We start from the raw sequence: 17882 nt of genomic DNA on the forward strand, positions 1-17882 counted from the left end.
AGGAGACACCATGGCAACGCGCACATCGCAATTCCGCTTCCTGTGCGGCTACGTCTACATCTACTTCTTCGCCCAGGCGATGAGCATCTCGCTGCTCGCCGTCTGGCTGGGGCAGACGCTCAAGCTGTCGGGGACCGAGGCGGGCATCGTCTTTGCCGCCAACGCCTTTGCCGCGATGTGTTCGCAGCCGATCTACGGCTTCGTGTCGGACCGCGTGGGCACCCGCCGCAACATCCTGTGGACGGTGGCCGCGCTCGTCGCCCTGTCCGGCCTGTTCTTCCCGTTCCTCTACGCGCCGCTGCTGAAGACGAACATCCTGCTGGGCGCCGTCGTGGGCGGGCTGTACCTCGGCATCACGTTCAATGCCGGCAGCTACGCGATCGAATCGTACGTGGACCGCATCGGCCGCCGCGACGGCTTCGAATACAGCCGCGTGAGGCTGTGGGGCTCGCTGGGCTTCGCCAGCGCCGCCGCGTTCAGTGGCCGCATCTACAACGTCGACCCGGGCATCAACTTCGCGCTCGCTTCGCTGGCGGGCGGCGTGATGCTCGCGCTGCTGGCCGTCACGCGTGGCGGCCCGGCCGAACCGGGCGTGCGCGGCAAGGACGGCGTCAAACTGGCTGACGCCGTCGCGCTGCTGCGCATGCCGGGCTTCTGGCGCTTCATGGTGTTCGTGCTGGGCGTGACGAACCTGTACCTCGTGTTCGACCAGCAGTTCTCACGTTATTTCGCGTCGCTGTTCCCGGACCCGAAGACGGGCGTCGCGATGTTCGGCTACCTGAACTCCGCGCAGATCTTCCTGGAGGCGGGCGGCCTGTTCCTCGCGCCGCTGCTCGTGCGCCGCATCGGCGCGAAGAACGGCCTGCTGCTGGCCGGTTCCATCATGCTCGTGCGGATCGCCGGTTCCGGCCTCGCCGTCGGTCCCGTCTCGATCTCGGCGATGAAGCTGCTGCACTCGGTGGAACTGCCGATCCTCGCCGTCTCGCTGTTCCGCTACATCGCGCGCCATTTCGACAACCGCCTCGCCTCGACCGTCTACATGGTCGGCGTGAGCTTCGGCCACTCGATCGGCATCTTCGCGCTGTCGTCGCTGGCCGGCATCGGCTACGACCGCATCGGTTTTTCCGCGACCTACCTGATCCTGGCGGGCCTCGGCCTCGTCTTCCTGATCCTGTCCGCCGTGTTCCTGCTGCCGACGCCGGCGGAAACGTCCGGCGAGCAGGCCGCGCCGCTCGCCGAACCTGCCAAATGATCCAACAAGGAGCAAGCATGACCCCACCTCTGAACGCGGCCGCACTGGAGCCGCTGAACACCGGCGCGCTGCCGGCCCACTGGAACCGCGCCATCGACAAGGCCGCCATCGACCGCGCGATCGCGCGCGCGCTGGACGCCGTCGACCGCAACCTGGCGCACTTCGGCGACGCCTTCCCGATGCCGTCGTCGAAGGGCGGCGTCTATGAGGCGATGGACAACACGGAATGGACGAACGGCTTCTGGACCGGCATGCTGTGGCTCGCGTACGAGCTGACGGGCGCCGCCCGCTACCGCGACGCGGGCCTGCGCCACGTGGCGAGCTTCCACGCGCGCCAGCGCGACCGCATCAACGTCAACCACCATGACCTCGGCTTCCTGTACAGCCTCTCGTGCGTGTCCGGCTACCAGCTGACGGGCGAACCGCTCGCGGCCGAAGCGGCACTGGGTGCCGCGCGCATGCTGCTGGAGCGCTACCTGCCGGGCGCCGGCATCATCCAGGCGTGGGGGGAATTGTCCGACCCGGCCCAGCGCGGCCGCATGATCATCGACTGCAACCTGAACCTGCCGCTGCTGTACTGGGCCAGCGATTTCACGGGCGACCCGGCGTTCCGCGCGGCGGCCGACCGCCACATCGAGGCGGCCGCGCGCCACATCGTGCGTCCCGACGGCTCCACGTTCCACACGTTCTTCTTCGACCCGGGCAGCGGCGCGCCGCTGCACGGCAAGACGCACCAGGGCTACGCGGACGATTCGTGCTGGGCGCGGGGCCAGGCGTGGGGCATCTCCGGCTTCCCGCTCGTGTACCGCCACAACGGCGACGGCCGCCTCGTCGACCTGGCGAAGGTGCTGGCCAACTACTACCTGAACCGCCTGCCGGCGGACGGCATCTGCTACTGGGATCTCGTGTTCACGTCCGGACCGGAGCCGCGCGACAGCTCGGGCGCCGCCATCGCCGCCTGCGGCCTGCTGGAACTGGCGCGCAACCTGCCGCTGGCCGATCCGCTGCGTCCGGCCTACGAACGCGCCGCGGCCGGCACCGTACTGACGCTCGCGGGCGATTACGCCGACACGAGCGGCACGCCGGGCGCGGGCCTCCTGAAGCACGGCGTGTACCACAAGCCGAACGGCGTCGGCGTGGACGAGGCCTGCATCTGGGGCGATTACTTCTACCTCGAGGCCCTCGTGCGGTTGACCCGCACGTGGCGCCCCTATTGGTAATTACTCGTGGGCTTCCGTCGATTCGCGCTCGACCAGCGTAAACGGCATCAGCCGGTGCTGCGGCATGTACGACTGGCCGGCGCGGCGCGCGCGGATGTGTTCCACCAGCAGGGCGACGGCGCTGCGCGCCATTTCCGTGATCGGCTGGTGGACCGTCGTGAGCTCGGGCCACACGGTCGTCGCGACGGGCGTGTCGTCGAAGCCGCAGACGGCAATGTCGTCCGGCACCTGCATGTGCAGCCCGTGCGCCACCGCGATGACGGCAGCCGCCATGTCGTCGTTACTGGCGAAGATCGCGGTCGGCCGCGTCGGCTGCGCCAGCAGTTCGCGCGCGGCGAGCAGGCCGGAACGGTAGGTGAACATGCCCTGCGCCACCCGCTCGGCGGGGACGTGGTGGCCGGCGTCGCGCATCGCGTCGATGAACGCCTGGTAGCGCAGCTGGGCCGGCGTGTGTTCCGGGTCGCCCTTGATGAAGCCGATGTCCGTGTGGCCCAGGGCCAGCAGGTGCCTGGTCATCGTCAGCGCGCCTTCGTAGTCGTCGATGCGCACGGCCGACATCTGCGGCGACGGCTTCGCGGTCGCGACCGCGACGGACGGAATGCCCATTTCGGCCAGCTGCTTGAGCGCGGCCTTGGAGTCGCACAGCGGCGGCGGCACGAGGATGCCGTCGGCGCCGTCCGCGATCAGGCGGTCGATCGCCTTGCGCTGGCTGCGCAGGTTGTCGCAGTTCTCGAGGATCAGGTGCGCGCCCGTCTGGCTGCACTCGCCCAGGGCCCCGACGAGGAAGGCGCTGAGGAACGCCGCGCTGGGATTGCTGTACAACAGGCCGACGCGCAGCGTACCGATGCGCGCCGCGCGCGCCGCCACGTTGACCTGGTAGTTCAGTTCCTGGATGGCGCGGTTGACCTTTTCGCGCGTCTTGTCGCTGACGCTGGCGTTGCCGTTGATGACGCGCGACACGGTCATCGCGGACACGCCGGCTTTCTGCGCCACGTCCCAGACGGTCGCACCGGCGGCCGGGCGATCGCCCTGCTTGGTTTCACTACCCATTGAATTATTGTCCTGTAGTCTGATGGCCTGGCTTTGTTATCGATTTCATTCCCGGCACACGATGTCACATGATACCGCCGCGCCAGGGGAAACGCCACTTCTGACAACGCGGCATGGCAGCCCGTCTTGCGGCTCATCATGCAGCAAGGATGCCTTGATTGCATCAATTCAACAATGCTACCATGAGATCGATAACAACCCCAAGCTTCACCGAATGAAGAAGGAGACTGTCTTGCCTGCCTCTCGCCTCACCATCGCCGTGCTGCTCGCCGCCGCGGCCGTCGCGGGTTGCCGTACCATGGCCGCGCCCGCCCAGCAGCAAGCGGCCGCGGGCCTCGCCGCCGCGCCCTGGAGCGCGGACCTCGGCGACGGCCGCTACCGCAACCCCATCCTGCATGCGGATTATTCCGATCCGGACGTGATCCGCGTCGGTAACACCTTCTACATGACGGCGTCCAGCTTCAACAATACGCCCGGCCTGCCGCTGCTGGAGTCCCCGGACCTGGTGAACTGGACGCTCGTCGGCCACGCCCTGCCCCGGCTGGAACCGGCCAACGTGTTCGACCGTCCGCAATACGGCAAGGGCGTGTGGGCGCCGACGCTGCGCTGGCACGACGGCCGCTTCTGGATCTTCTACCCCGACCCGGACTACGGCGTCTACGTGATGACGGCCGAGCATTTCGCGGGCCCGTGGACGCCGCCGCGGCTGCTCCTGGCCGGGCGCGGCATCATCGACCCCGCGCCGCTGTGGGACGACGACGGCAAGGCGTACCTGGTGCACGCGTGGGCGAAGAGCCGCTCCGGCATCAACAACGTGCTGACCTTGCGCCGCATGGATCCGCAGGCGACCCGCCTGCTGGACGAAGGCGGCAAGATCATCATCGACGGCGGCCGCTACCCCGGCTACCACACGGTCGAAGGGCCGAAGCTGTACAAGGCGAACGGCTATTACTACGTGTTCGCCCCCGCCGGTGGCGTCGAGATGGGCTGGCAGGCCGTGTTCCGTTCGCGCTCGATCGACGGACCGTACGAGGCGCGCCGCGTGATGGACCAGGGCGACACCCCGATCAACGGGCCGCACCAGGGCGCGTGGGTGGATGCCCCGGACGGCAAGGACTGGTTCGTGCACTTCCAGGACAAGGGGGCGTATGGCCGCGTCGTGCACCTGCAGCCGATGCGCTGGCAGGACGGCTGGCCGGTCATCGGCGCACCGGGCCGCACGCCGGGCGTCGGCGAACCCGTGAACACGTACGCGAAACCGGTGCAAGGCTTCGGCCCGGCGGCGCCGGCGACGAGCGATGCGTTCGACGGCCCCGCCCTCGGCCTGCAATGGCAATGGGGCGCGAATCCGGCGCCCGGCTGGTACTCGCTGACGGACAACCCCGGCCACCTGCGCCTGGCCACGCAGGTGGTGCCGGAAGCCGACGGCTTTGTACGCGCCGCGGGCGCGATCCTCACGCAGAAGGTGCCCGCGTCGCGCTTCGTCGTGGAGACCCGCGTGCGCCTCAAGGGTGCCGTCGACGGCGACCGGGCCGGCCTGATCGTCAACGCCATGCAGTATGGCTGGGTGGGCCTGCGCCGCAGCGGCGGAAAGACGGAACTCGTGCGCACCGTGTGCGGACCGTTCGGACCGCGCTGCCGCGAGGAGTCCACCGTCGTGCTGCCGGACGCGCCGGACGAGGTGGTCCTGCGCATGTCGATGTACGAAACGGCGTTCGTCGGCTTTTCGTACAGCGTGGACGGCCGCGCGTTCAAGCCGGCCGGCGATCCGTTCCCGGTCACGCGCGGCACGTGGGTGGGCGCGCAGGTGGGCCTGTTCAGCGTCGGTGCGCGGGCGCGCACGCAGCCGTCGTACCTCGAAGCCGATTATTTCAACGTGACTGCGCCGGGGCCCGGGCCGTACTGACCGGCCGCGTTCAGGCGCCAATACACGGCATAGCGCTGATGGTGCAGGTCGAACAGCGGCCGGACGACGATGCCGCTGGCCGGACCTGCATCCTTGAACCTGAACGCGGACGGATCGCCGGGGATCGGCGCGAGCCAATCGGCGGGATTGCCGGAGTTGCCGACGATATCCGGAACCGGCACGGCCGCGATCTTCAGCCAGGCATCCTTGTCGCCCACGTCGCTGGCGGGCATGTTGTCCCTGCCGAGTTCTCCGGCCAGCAAGACGGGACCATGGAACAGGGAGACCGTCGAGGCGTCGTCCATGGCGTGCTCCAGCCGCAGCCCCGCCGGCAGCGTCAGGTCGATCACGTCACCGGCCTTCCATTGCCGCCGCAACGCGATATAGGTTGAGGGCTGAGCGTCCACACCTTGCGGCTTGCCGTTGATCCTGACCGTGACCGGTCCGGCGACCCATGCGGGAACGCGCAGATTCACCGTGACGGCGCGGGCTCCCGGCTTCACCACCGTCAGGCGCACCGGGTCGCCGCGCGTGATGTCCCCTTGCTGCCGCAATACGATCCCGGCTTGCCGCCAACCGAGCTCGGACGGAATATACAGGTTCACCCAGAGCGTATCGTCCTTGTGGAAGTAAATGCCTTCGTTGTAGCGTGCGGTGTTTTCGATACCGGAGCCGGTACAGCAAAAGCTGCCGTTGAGATAGGTGCGAAAGTCCCCATGGAACGGCGTGAAATACGTCATCGCGCCGGAATCGGGCGCCACCGACGCCAGCACGTGGTTGTACAGCGCACGCTCGTAGTAGTCGGCAAGGTCCGCACGGCGGTTGCGCTCGAACAGCCTTGTCGTCAGCTTGAGCATGTTGTGGGTGTTGCACGTCTCGGCGGTCGTCGGCGGCAATACCTTCTGGTTGTCGATCGACGGGCCGGCCTCCACGCCGGGTTGGTCGAACCATTCGTTCACCGACGTGCCGCCGTTGGCGAACGAATGCCTGTGCACGACCAGCCGCCAGAAATTCTCGGACGCCTTCAGTTCCAGCGGGTCGCCATCGACGTTGGCGGCGTTGGCCAGGCCCACCACCTGCGCGATATGCGTATTGGCGTGCAAGCCGCCCAGCCGGTCCGCGCCGTCGGCAAGCGGGCCGACGAACCACGCGCGGTGGAACATGCGGGCGGTGTCGAGGTGCCGGGGATTCTTGTCGATCTTGTAGAGTTCCGTCAGCACGTCGCTCATCGCACCGAATTCGTTTTGCGGATTGCGGCTGCCGTCCGTGCGGAAGATCCGGTCGACCTGCGCGGCATCGAGCCGCGCGAGCCGTTTGCCGAAGTAGTCGGCCATCCGGGTGGCCACGTCGAGTGCCTGCCGGTTGCCGACATAGGCATGGGCGTCGATGAGGCCTGACATGATCTTCTGGATTGTGTAGTAAGGCACTCCGATGCCCCCGGCGTCGGTCCCGGGCTTGCCTTCGAGCTGGTCGAAGGCGGCCGTGGAAAACGCGGCCAGGTAGCCATCCTGATTCAGGCTCTTCTGACATGCCGCGAGCTCGGCCACGAGGTAGTCGACCCGGTCGCGAAACAGCAGGCTGCCGGTCGCCGCCGCCATGCGCGACGCGGCGGACAGATAGTGCCCGGTCATGTGCCCACGAAGGAATTCACTGTCCCAGCCGTCGTAACCCTTCTCGATGCCTGCTTTCTGGGGAAGTTTCGCCAACGCCCGGTAGTGGTAAAGCAGTTTGTCGGGATCATAGGACGCGAGCACCCCTGTGCGATGCAGCTCCTGCCGTACGTGGAACGGACTTCCCGGCAGCAGGCGCACCTGATTGGCCAGGAAAGCACGCGCCGCATCGACGGGCACGGGTGGCGCAAGCGGGCCAAGGTCGCGGGCGACACCATGCGCCGGGAATGCCGCGAGGGTGGCTTTGAGCATCGAACGGCGGGTGAAGGACATCGAACAGCCTTTCGTAAAAAAAACGCCGCCAGCAAACACCGGCGGCGGGGCGAAAGCGGGCACGCGGCCCGCGACGAGAGAGAGGATTACAGGTTGCCGAACTTGTAGCGCAAGCTGAAACCGAAGAATCGGCCGTTCTCGTAGTGCTGGCGTTCGATGCCGCTCTCGTTCCCGAGGCCGCCGACGTTACGATTGAGCGTCTTGTTCGTGATGTTCGACGCGATCAGCGACAGCGCCAGGTTGTCGGTCAGCTGGTAGTTGAACGAGCCGTCCAGGATACCGTAGGCATCGATGTAGCGGCCGTCGATCGGGTTCGGCGAGAAGCCGAACAGCACCGACGGAGAACGCCACGTGTAGACCAGGCGCGCGGACGCCTTGTTGTCCTCGTACAGGGCGCTCACGCTGTAGCTGTTCTTCGAGGCGAACGGTTGCGGCGTCGAGATGATGTTCGGCGCGGCCTTCGTGCCCACGTTGAACGGATTATCCGTCTTCACGTAGGTGTACGAACCGGACACGCCGAAGTTCTTCAGGATGCCGGGAGCGCTGTCGAAGAAGTACTGGCCCGACAGCTCGAGGCCGCGCGCATAACCCTTCTCGGAATTCAGCGTCTTCGACACCAACAGCTGGCCGCTCGGGCAACCGTTCGAGACGGCGCCGCTATAGCCCGTCGCGAGCGAGACGTTCTCGCAATTCTGGACGTCGTTGAAGAAGCCGTTGATTTCCTTGTCGAACACACCGGCTGCCAGGTAGTTCGTCTTGCTGAAGTAGCGCTCCAGCGAGAAGTCGAAGCTGTTCGCGGTCAGCGGACGCAGATCCGGGTTACCGATTTGCAGCGTACCCTGGGTCGAATTGACGGTGAGGGATGGATTGAGCTGGTCGAGTCCCGGACGGGTCATGCCGCGTCCGTAGCCGAAGCGCGCCAGGAAGTCTTTCGCCAGGTCGTAGGTCAGGTTGAACGAAGGTAGTGCGTTCGTGTAGGACGTCGTGCGGCGGTACGGTCCGATGGCCCCGGTGATCGGGTCCGCCACCTGCGCCACGAATTCGCCATTGGTGCGGACGACGCGCACGCCGACGTTACCCTTGAGACGGTCATCCAGCAGTGCGAACTCGCCCACGAGGTAGATCGCCTTGGTCTTCTCGTTCGTATAGCGGCGGGACAGGAGTTGTTCCGTCAGTCCGTTCTCCGGCAGGATCCCGGCTTTCGGGAAGGCGCCGCTCACCTGGTTGCCCAGCAGCTGGTCCGGGTTGTAGACGACGTAGCCGCCCGAATAGCCGGCCAGGCCGTCCATGAAGTTGGTCGGCGACGATTGCGTATGGCCGCCGGTCGCCGCCGAGATGCCGTTGCTGCCGTCGGCAGCCAGCGCGAGGCCGTCGCTCGTCAGCGGACGGCCGCCGAATGCGAAGTTGTTGTAACTGCTCGACTGGCGCGCGGCGCGGGTGCCGAACTTGAAGCGGCTGAAGAACCAGCCGTCGTCCAGCGAGTACGTACCATCCAGGGCCACGGCGCCGCCGGTGTCGTGGTAACTCTGGTGCGTGCCGTTGCTGTACGCCTGGTACATGAAGTTGGACGGATCGGACAGGTTCGGCCCGGTGAACGTCAACTGGTGCGGTGCGCCATCGCTGATCCGGTTGGCCGTCCAGTACAGGCCCGGATTGGACAGCAAGGTCACGGAGCGGTTGTCCTGGGTCTGGTCGGCCTTGATGAAGTTGATGTCGGCCTTCAGGAACAGGGCCGGCGTCGGGTGCCATTCGGCACCGGTCGCGGCGATCCACGTCGTGTACGGACGGTGCTCGTCGCCGCCGGTCGTGGTCATCCTCGTGTTCAGGAAATTGCCGCTGAGGAAACGCTTGGTGGCGAGGACGTCGTTGCTGCCGCCGTTGAGGTTGCCGTTGGCCAGCTGTTCGGTCAGGTTGAACGGCGCCGTCTGCAGGTTCTGGACGTTGTTGGCCTGGTTGTTGTTGTCCGACGAGTTCAGGCCGCGGTAGTTCTGGTGATACAGGTAATAGGTGTAGTTGCCGTCGACGTAGAAGCGCAGCGTGTTGTCGACGCGCCAGTCCGCAGCCAGGTTCAGGCCGCGCCGGGTACGCATGATCGTTTCCTGGAACACGTTATTGGTGAGCGCAGGCGCCGCCATCACGTTGCTGACCTGTTCCGGAGTCAGGCCCGCCAGGTTCGGCATGTAGGCGCCGGCGGTCGTCGACGTCGGCAGCGTCGGCACGCCGGCCAGGTACGAGACATCCGTGCGGCCGATGTACTGCGACATCGGCTTGGACGGGTCGTTCGTCGTGTTGGCGCCGGCCAGGGTCGCGTATTCGGCGCTGTCGGCACGGACGGCGCGCTTGTAGTTGGCCCCGCCGTTGGCAGGGTTGTTGTCCGAACGGCCGGTGCTCTGCTGGAACACGGCCGCCGCCATCACGCCGATGCGGCCGCCGCCCTGCAGGTTCCAGCGGTTGGCGATCATGCCGAACAGTTCCGGGTTGCCCTTCTTGGCCAGGTCGTTGTAGCGGCCGCCGATGTTCAGGGCGCCCGTCAGGCCCTTGAAGTCGCTCGGATTGCGGGTGCGGATGTTGACCAGGCCGCCGATCGCGCCTTCGATGTGTTCCGCCGACGGGTTCTTGTAGACGTCGATGCCGGCCACCATGCCGGGGATGGCGCCTTCCAGGTTGAATTCGCGGCTGCCGGCCGTGAAATAGGCGCGGCCGTTCACTTCCGACGCCGTCTGGCCGGACAGGCCGCGGATCGTCACGCCGGAGCCGGTGCCCACGGGCGATGCGCCCTCGCCGCCGTAGCGGTAGCCCTGCACGCCCGGGATGCGCGTCATGGTCTCGGTGACGTTCGGGTCCGGCAGCTTGCCGATGTCGTCGGCGGTGATCGAGTCCACGACTTCCATCGTGTCGCGCTTGATCGCCAGCGACGACTGCGCGCTGGCGCGGATGCCCGTCACGACGACGGTGTTGGCGTCCGCCTGCTGCGCCCAGGCGTGGCCTGCGAAGGCCTGGGCGAGCGCCACGGCGACGACCGACATCTTCGGTCCGAAATTGCGGTGATTGTGCTTCATTTGGTTCTCCTCTGTAATCCGATTTGGCATGGTTTTCCCCGGCTCTGTACGGCCGGCGTTTTAGGTATCGATAACAAATCTAGGTTGAATTATAGGCCGCGTCCTTCCTCGTGGTAATACCTTTGCGAAATATCATTGTTGATGTGGTATTTACACGACGCCGTCGCTTGACGGGCGGCCGGCGTCGTGATCCGGGACGCGAATGCCCCGGTTATCGATCACTGCTCCGCCACCCGCTGGGCACGCACGGGGGCGAGCACGAAGCGATAGCTGGCGGGTGCGAGCGGGATGCGGTACTTCACGTGCGGCCGCCCGTCCAGGCTCCAGCCGGTGTCGCCGCCCACGCCCGCCTGGGCCATGTCGACGAGCACCGAGCCGTCGCCATGCGGCGCGATCTCGGAACTCTTCCACGTGCCGCGCGGCCGCAGGTACAGGTCCTCGTACGGGAACGCGAGCGCATTGAACGCGCTCGGCGCATCAAAGTCCACGCGGATGCCGGTGCCGGCGCCGTCCTGCAGCTGGAACCAGCGCACGTCCGTCTTGTTGCCGCTTTCCTGCGGGCGGATGTAGCCGTGGTACTGGTCCGCCACCTTGCCGGCGTACAGGCCCAGCGCGGATCCGGTCTTGCGGTCCGCGTACGATTCGTACGGGCCACGGCCGTACCATGACAGCGCATCGAGCGCCGGCAGGCTGTCGAAGCGCAGGCCCAGGCGCAGCGGGTCCGGCAGGTCGTCGCGCAGCGGCGTGAAGCTGGCCTGCACGTCGACGCTGCCGTCGGCGCGCATGCGGTAGACGTTTTCCCAGTGCGCCGCGCCGGCGCCGAAGCTGAACAGCACGCGCACGCCATCGGCCGTCGCGGTCACGTCGCGCACCTTGCGCTGGTCGGTGAACGTCCGCCACACCCCGTGGCTCTTGTCCACGCCGGAGCCTTCGTCATTGTCCGTCAGGCCGCGCCAGAAGTTCGGCGAACCGCCCTTCAGGACCGTGCGGCCGGCCACCGCGTAGGTCACGAGTCCCGTGTCCGGCGCGACGCGCAGTACGGCGTCGGCGGCGCGCAGCTCCACCGCGCCGTCCGTGCGGACGGGCGGTACGGTGGCGAGCTGTTTCTGCGGGGCGCGCGGCGACGCCAGCACGAACTGCGACCAGCCGACGACGGCGCCCTGCTCCACGCCCGGCAGCGCCGCACGGCTCTTCGCCCGCACGGTCAGTACACGCTCGCCGCCGGGTGCGACATCGGGCAATGCCAGCGCCAGTTTCTGGCGGGCGCCGGCCGGCGTGGCCGCATCGGCCAGCGTGCCGCGGGCGACGACGACGCCGTCGCGCGCCAGCTCCCAGTCGAACGCGAGATGCGACAGGTCGCGGAAATCGTAGCGGTTCACGACCTCGATGCTGCCTGCTGCCGGGTCGCCTTCGAACACGACGGGCGAATAGACCTTCTGCAGTTCATAGTATTCCGGATCCGGCGTGCGGTCCGAGCGCACGACGCCGTCGCCGACGACGCTGTTGTCGCCCCGCTCCGGGTTCAGGTCGAAGCCGGACGCCCAGTACGTGCGGCCCTTGTCGTCCTTCGCGATGATGCTCTGGTCGACCCAGTCCCACACGAAGCCGCCCTGCAGCTTGCGGTGCGCGCGGATGACCTGCCAGTAGTCCTCCAGGTTGCCCAGCGAATTGCCCATCGCATGGGCGTATTCGCACTGGATCATCGGCTGGCGGAAGTTCGGGTCGAGCGCGTAGTCCGCCATCTTCTCGATGTCGTCGTACATGGGCGCGTAGATGTCGACGTAGGCGTTCGGCAGGTGTTCCTCGCCGATGGTGCCGTGGCCGAGGTAGCTGATCAAACGCGTCGGATCGTTCTTGCGGATCCACGCGGCCGCGTTCTCGAAGTTCGGCCCCGTGCCGGCCTCGTTCCCCAGCGACCAGAAAATGACCGACGGCGAATTCTTGTCGCGTTCCACCATGCGCGAGATGCGGTCCAGGTGCGCGATGCGCCAGTGCGGCTTGTAGCCCAGCTGGATCGCGGCGCGCTTGCGCGGGTCGCCCGCCTGGTCGCCCTTCTCCATGTAGCCGTGCGACTCGAGGTCGGCCTCGTCCATGATGTACAGGCCGTATTCGTCGGCCAGGTCGTACCAGCGCGGATCGTTCGGATAATGCGACGCTCGCACGGCGTTCACATTTGCCCGCTTCATCAGCTCGATGTCCTTGCGCATCGACGCCATCGACATCACGCGGTACGTATGGGGGTCGTGCTCGTGGCGGTTGACGCCCTTGATCATCACCCGCTTGCCGTTCACGCGCACTTCGCCGTCCGCGATCTCCACCGTGCGGAAGCCGATGCGGCGCGACGTCGCCGACACCAGCCGGCCCTGCGCATCCGTCACCTCCACGAGCAGCGTGTACAGGTTCGGCGTCTCGGCCGACCAGGGTTTCACGGCGGGGACCGCGCCGGCCAGGACGACCTTGCGGTCGCCACCCGGCGTGCCTTGCACGCGCAGCACTTCGCGCGTGCCGTCCAGCACCCGCGCCTCGACGTCGACCTTGGCCGGCGCGCCCGCCATCTCGGCGACGAGTTCGAAGCGGCCGTCGCGGTAATTGGCCTTGTCCAGCCCCGCCGTCACGCGGTAGTCGCGCAGCCGCGTCTTCGGTTCGGCATACACGTACACGCTGCGTTCGATGCCGTTGACGCGCCAGAAGTCCTGGTCTTCCAGGTACGAGCCGTCCGCCCAGCGATACAGTTCGATGGCGATCGTGTTGCGGCCCGGGTGCACGTAGCGGGTCAGGTCGAACTCGGAAGGCAGCTTGGAATCCTCGGAATAGCCGACCTTTTGGCCGTTGACCCACACGTAATAGGCCGCACCGGCCGCGCCGATCTGCAGGAACACGTCGCGGCCGTTCCACGCGGCGGGCACGTCGAACTCGCGGCGGTACGAGCCGACTTCGTTCAGGTCATGCGGGATGAACGGCTCGTTGGCGGGGAACGGATAGCGGATGTTCGTGAAGATCGGCTTGCCGTAGCCTTGCGTCTGCAGCATGCCGGGCACCTGGATCTGGCCCCACTTGCTCACGTCGTACGACAGCTTGTAGAAATCCTTCGGGCGCGTTTCCGGGGTCTTCGAGTACGCAAATTTCCAGGTGCCGTCCAGCGACAGGAAATACTGCGACGCGGCCTTGTCGCCGGCGAGCGCTTTCTCGCGCGATTCGAAATTGAAGAACGTCGCCTTCATCGGCTCGCGGTTGACCGCGACCACTTCCGGCTGCTCCCACTCGGCCGGTTTCGGCTGCGCGGCCAGCGCGGGCAAGGCGGCCGTCGCCAGCAGCACGGCCGCGATGATGTTCGTGGATTCCATGTCTCTCCTGTGTCGTTATTGTTATGGTCGTTGTCGTGTCAGCGGAAGCGCAGTCCGTCGACGAAGCCGTTCACCTCGAGCAGCCCCGCCTCGGGCGCGGTGAGGCGCTTGCCGCCCACGGTCACGTTCTCGATCGTCACGTTCTTGACCTTGCGCGTGGCATCGAGGCCCGTGATGGCGGATGCGCTCGGCGAACCCTTGCCCGTGTAATGGATGTTGCGCATGGTGACGTTCTCGATGCCCAGCCCAGGGCTCGTGTTGTACTTGGCCGTGTACGCGATCTTCAGGTTGAAGAGCTTGCCTTCCTCGATACGGTCGACGCGGATGTCCTCGAACACGACGTCGCGCACCAGGTTGTCGTCGCCCGCCATGATGCCCAGGGCGCCCTCGTATTCCGGGTCGTCCTCGTCATGGTCGAGGATATCGATGTTCGAGAAGCGCAGGCGCTCCAGCACCTCGCTCTGCGGGTGCGCCGGCGTCGGCGTATTGCCGTGGATGCCGATCATCACTGCGTGCGCGATGTCGGCCCACAGGGTCGTGTCGCGGACCTGCACGTCGCGCGTATTGCCCCAGATGTCCCAGCGGTGGTTGTAGAACGTCAGGCAGTCGTCCGACGTGCGCACGAAGCTGTCCGCGATCGTCACGCGCTCGCATGCGAAGTGGCCGATGCCGTCCGACCACTGGCCGGCCCCGATCGTGCGGATATTCGTCTCGGCGAGGTCCTGCGACATGATGCAGCGCATCGTGCCGTGCGGCTGGTTGATGGCGATCGGACCGTCGATCACGATGTTGCGCGAATTCCGGATGGTCGTCACGTCGGTGCCGTCGAACAGGCCGTCGCTGAACACTTGGACGTCCTCGACGCCCTCGATCACGAGCGGGCTTTTCAGGATGGCGGCGCCGTGGATGTATACCTTCGTGTGCGAGCGCAGGCGGAAGTCGCCCTTGTGGATGCCCGGTCCGAAGAACACGATGGGCTGCGTGAAGTCGGGCGCCGTGCCCATTCCGATGTCGTTCGATGCCAGGTTCGCGGGCACGGCCGGCATGTCGGCCCGGATCGCGTGCGTGAACACGTGCAGGTTGTGCAGGCGGTCGTCGTCGAATTCCACGCTCAGGTTCTCCGGACGGCGCAGCGTGAAATACACGACGCCGTCGCGCACAACCGGCTTGACGCCCTTCGCATCCGGGCGCACCGCCACTTTCGAAAACGTGCCGTTGTTCTTCTGGACCGCCACTTCCACCGTGCCGTCGAAGTTGAAGTAGACCATCGAGGCGTCCTGCGGCTTGTCCAGGTCGACCTTCACGTCGTACTCGTACAGGTCCTGCCACTGCCCGCCGGGCACGCGCACGCGCACCGTGTAGTCGTCGTTATGGTGGGTGTAGCGGATGGGATTCGGGAACGGGTGCACTTGCAGCCGGTTCTCGATGGCGTGGGCGGCATCGGCAGCGAGGCATCCCAGCAGGACGGCAAGCGGCGCGGCGCAGCGGCGCGCGAACGCACGTAACGTGAACAACGGATCGTCTCCTTTGCCCGTGGTGCGGTTCGTGCCGCCGCCGGGCTTGTCATTTGATTTGGTATCGATAACTTGGCCAGTTATATCACATCCTGGAACGATGTCAAGACCTCTCCGAGCTCCTGGCGCCCGACCTACGATACCGGCACATCATAACGGTGGCGGTGGCGCCGCAGGCATGCCTTTTTTATCGAAATGGATATGTTTTGGACATGGCAGCGGGGTTGATCCAGGTCGCGGTTAACGATAACAAAGCAGATGCATACGTGCTAGCATCGGCGCGGCAGTACGGCAGCACCTTCGATCGCAGTTCAACATTCGCCTGCATGGCATGGAGACTACCAATGAAAAAAATGGAACCGAACGACTGCAACGCCCCCGCCCTGACATCCGCCCTGACCCCGGCCGAAGCCCCCGACGCGGTGTCGCGCTCCCTGCTGGGACGCCGCGACTTCCTGATGGGACTCGGCGCCCTCGCGCTCGCCGGCTGCGGCGCGGGCGGCGGCGCCGAGGCACCGGCCACCCGCACGCTCGCCACCGGCACGATGAGCGGCACGGGTGCCGCCACCGCCTTCGTCCATCCGGGCCTGCTGCACACGCAGGCCGACTTCGACCGCATGAAGGCGAAGTACAACACGTCGCCCTGGTCGGGCAGCTGGAACCTGCTGGTCAATAATTCGCACGCCAGCCTGTCCTACACGCCGCACCCGCAGACCGTCGTGTACCGCGGCTACGACGGCGTCCATCCGGAAAACTATTCGACCCTGTTCAACGACGTGGCCGCCGCGTATGCGTGCGCCGTCCGCTGGAAGATCTCGGGCGACACGGCCTATGCGGACAAGGCCGTACAGATCATGAATGCGTGGTCGTCCACCCTCGCCTCGATCCAGGGCACGACGGACGCCGCCCTTGCCGCCGGCATCTACGGCTACGAATTCGCCAACGCGGGCGAGATCATGCGCACCTACACCGGTTGGGCCGCGGCGGATCTCGCAGCGTTCCAGAACATGATGAAGACCGTGTTCTATCCGATCAACCACGACTTCCTCATCCGCCATAACAACACCGACGTCACGCATTACTGGGCCAACTGGGACCTGTGCCAGATGGCGTCGATCCTCGCCATCGGCGTGCTGTGCGACGACCGGGGCCTGTTCGACGAAGCCGTCGCCTATTTCAAGTCGGGCGCGGGCAACGGGGCCGTCGCTCAGGCCGTGTACTACGTCCACCCGGGCTTCCTCGGCCAATGGCAGGAATCGGGACGCGACCAGGGCCACAACACGCTCGGCATCGCGCTGATGGGCGCGCTGTGCGAGATGGCCTGGAACCAGGGCGTGGACCTGTACGGCTACGACAACAACCGCTTCCTGATGGGCGCGGAATACGTGGCCAAGGCGAACCTGATCCAGTCCGGCACGACGTACTACACGGTGCCGTACGTCCCCTACAACAACGCCGACAACGTCAACCAGGGCGTCCTGTCGACGAACAGCCGGGGCAACGTGCGCCCCTGCTGGGCGCTGGTCTACAACCACTACGTGAACCGCAAGGGCCTCGCGGCGCCGTATTCGAAGATGTTCGCCCTGCAGATCCAGCCCGAAGGCGGCGGCGGCAACTACGGCTCGACGAGCGGCGGCTACGACCAGCTGGGCTACGGCACCCTCACCTGCACGCGCGACCCGATCTCCGCCGGCGTGCCGCCCAGCGGCCTGAAAGCGCGGACCCCGGCGGGCGGCGTGGAATTGTCGTGGTGGGGCAGCGCCTACGCGACGAGCTACAAGGTCAAGCGCGCCACGTCGACGAGCGGTCCCTGGACCACCATCGCGAGCGGCATCACCGACCTGCTGACGTACACCGACAATCCGGGCGCGGGCACCTGGTACTACGTCGTTTCCGCCATCACGCCGGCGGGCGAGACGGCCGATTCGAACCGCGCCACCGCCAAGGTCGGCAAGACGCTGCACACGTACCTGGCGTGTAACGACGGCACCGGGACGACCGTGTCCGACGCCAGCGGCCAGGGTCACGCGGGCACGCTGACGGGCAGCGCAACGTGGGGCACCGGCAAATCGGGCAGCGCGCCGGCGCTGAACGGCAGCACGGATTACGTGAGCCTGCCCGCGAACCTGGTCACGGACCTCACCGATTTCACGGTGGCCTGCTGGGTATATTGGAACACGTCACGGAATTGGGAACGCATCTTCGACTTCGGCTCGGGCACGGGCCGCTACATGTTCCTGACGCCGCGCTCCGGCAGCGGTGTCGTGCGCTTCGCCATCACCGTCGACGGCGGCAAGGGCGAACAGGCCGTGACGGGAACGGCCGCGCTGCCGACCGCGCAGTGGGTGCACGTGGCCGTCACCCTGTCGGGACAGCTGGCCACCCTGTACGTGAACGGCACCGCGGTCGGCACCAATAGCGCGGAATTCCTGCCGCCGTGGCAGCTGGGCGGCACGACCCGGAACTGGATCGGCCGCTCGCAGTATGCGGGCGACCCATATTTCAACGGCCGCATCGACGAGTTCCGCATCTATCGCGGCGCGCTGGCGGCGGCCGACATCGCCGCGCTGATCGCCGCCAGCTGACCTTCCAGC

9 protein-coding genes are annotated in these 17882 nt (G+C 66.6%); 4 read left to right on the forward strand and 5 right to left on the reverse strand.

Translation table 11 applies throughout. The features are described from left to right. Window positions 1–10 precede the first annotated feature (10 nt). Both ACL58G_RS21430 and ACL58G_RS21435 read left to right on the forward strand, forming a co-directional pair. On the forward strand, window positions 11–1252 hold the full coding sequence (locus ACL58G_RS21430; protein WP_440963075.1) for an oligosaccharide MFS transporter: 1242 nt from the start codon (window positions 11–13) through the stop codon (window positions 1250–1252). Between the two features lie 17 nt (window positions 1253–1269). Continuing rightward, on the forward strand, window positions 1270–2472 hold the full coding sequence (locus tag ACL58G_RS21435; protein WP_440963076.1) for a glycoside hydrolase family 88 protein: 1203 nt from the start codon (window positions 1270–1272) through the stop codon (window positions 2470–2472). Here ACL58G_RS21435 and ACL58G_RS21440 read toward each other — a convergent pair whose 3' ends face one another. Next, on the reverse strand, window positions 2473–3522 hold the full coding sequence (locus ACL58G_RS21440) for a LacI family DNA-binding transcriptional regulator (RefSeq protein WP_440963077.1): 1050 nt from the start codon (window positions 3520–3522) through the stop codon (window positions 2473–2475). Window positions 3523–3754: 232 nt separating this feature from the next. Here ACL58G_RS21440 and ACL58G_RS21445 point away from each other — a divergent pair, with 232 nt between their 5' ends. After that, window positions 3755–5428, forward strand: coding sequence for a glycoside hydrolase family 43 protein (locus ACL58G_RS21445; protein ID WP_440963078.1), 1674 nt, complete (start codon window positions 3755–3757; stop codon window positions 5426–5428). On the opposite strand, the gene ACL58G_RS21450 is transcribed toward ACL58G_RS21445, so the two are convergent. From ACL58G_RS21450 to ACL58G_RS21465, 4 genes are all read right to left on the reverse strand, one after another. After that, window positions 5389–7371, reverse strand: a complete 1983-nt coding sequence (locus ACL58G_RS21450) for a beta-L-arabinofuranosidase domain-containing protein (RefSeq protein WP_440963079.1) — start codon at window positions 7369–7371, stop codon at window positions 5389–5391. The two genes, ACL58G_RS21445 and ACL58G_RS21450, sit on opposite strands and share 40 nt — an antisense overlap. Window positions 7372–7457: 86 nt before the next feature. Next, window positions 7458–10430: a TonB-dependent receptor gene (locus tag ACL58G_RS21455; protein WP_440963080.1), complete on the reverse strand. Its 2973-nt coding sequence runs from the start codon at window positions 10428–10430 to the stop codon at window positions 7458–7460. A gap of 218 nt (window positions 10431–10648) precedes the next feature. Beyond that, window positions 10649–13774, reverse strand: coding sequence for a glycoside hydrolase family 2 TIM barrel-domain containing protein (locus tag ACL58G_RS21460; RefSeq protein ID WP_440963081.1), 3126 nt, complete (start codon window positions 13772–13774; stop codon window positions 10649–10651). Window positions 13775–13812: 38 nt separating this feature from the next. Further along, the gene (locus ACL58G_RS21465) at window positions 13813–15288 is read right to left on the reverse strand and encodes a hypothetical protein (protein WP_440963082.1); all 1476 of its coding nucleotides are present in this window, start codon (window positions 15286–15288) and stop codon (window positions 13813–13815) included. A gap of 458 nt (window positions 15289–15746) precedes the next feature. On the opposite strand from ACL58G_RS21465, the gene ACL58G_RS21470 reads away from it, so the two are divergent. Continuing rightward, window positions 15747–17873 carry a LamG-like jellyroll fold domain-containing protein gene (locus ACL58G_RS21470; protein WP_440968081.1) on the forward strand — a complete coding sequence of 709 codons (2127 nt, stop codon included), beginning with the start codon at window positions 15747–15749 and terminating at the stop codon, window positions 17871–17873. Window positions 17874–17882: the final 9 nt, after the last annotated feature.

Source organism: Massilia sp. GER05 (genome assembly GCF_052056005.1).
In the GTDB taxonomy this organism is placed as follows: Bacteria; Pseudomonadota; Gammaproteobacteria; order Burkholderiales; family Burkholderiaceae_D; genus Telluria; species Telluria orientalis.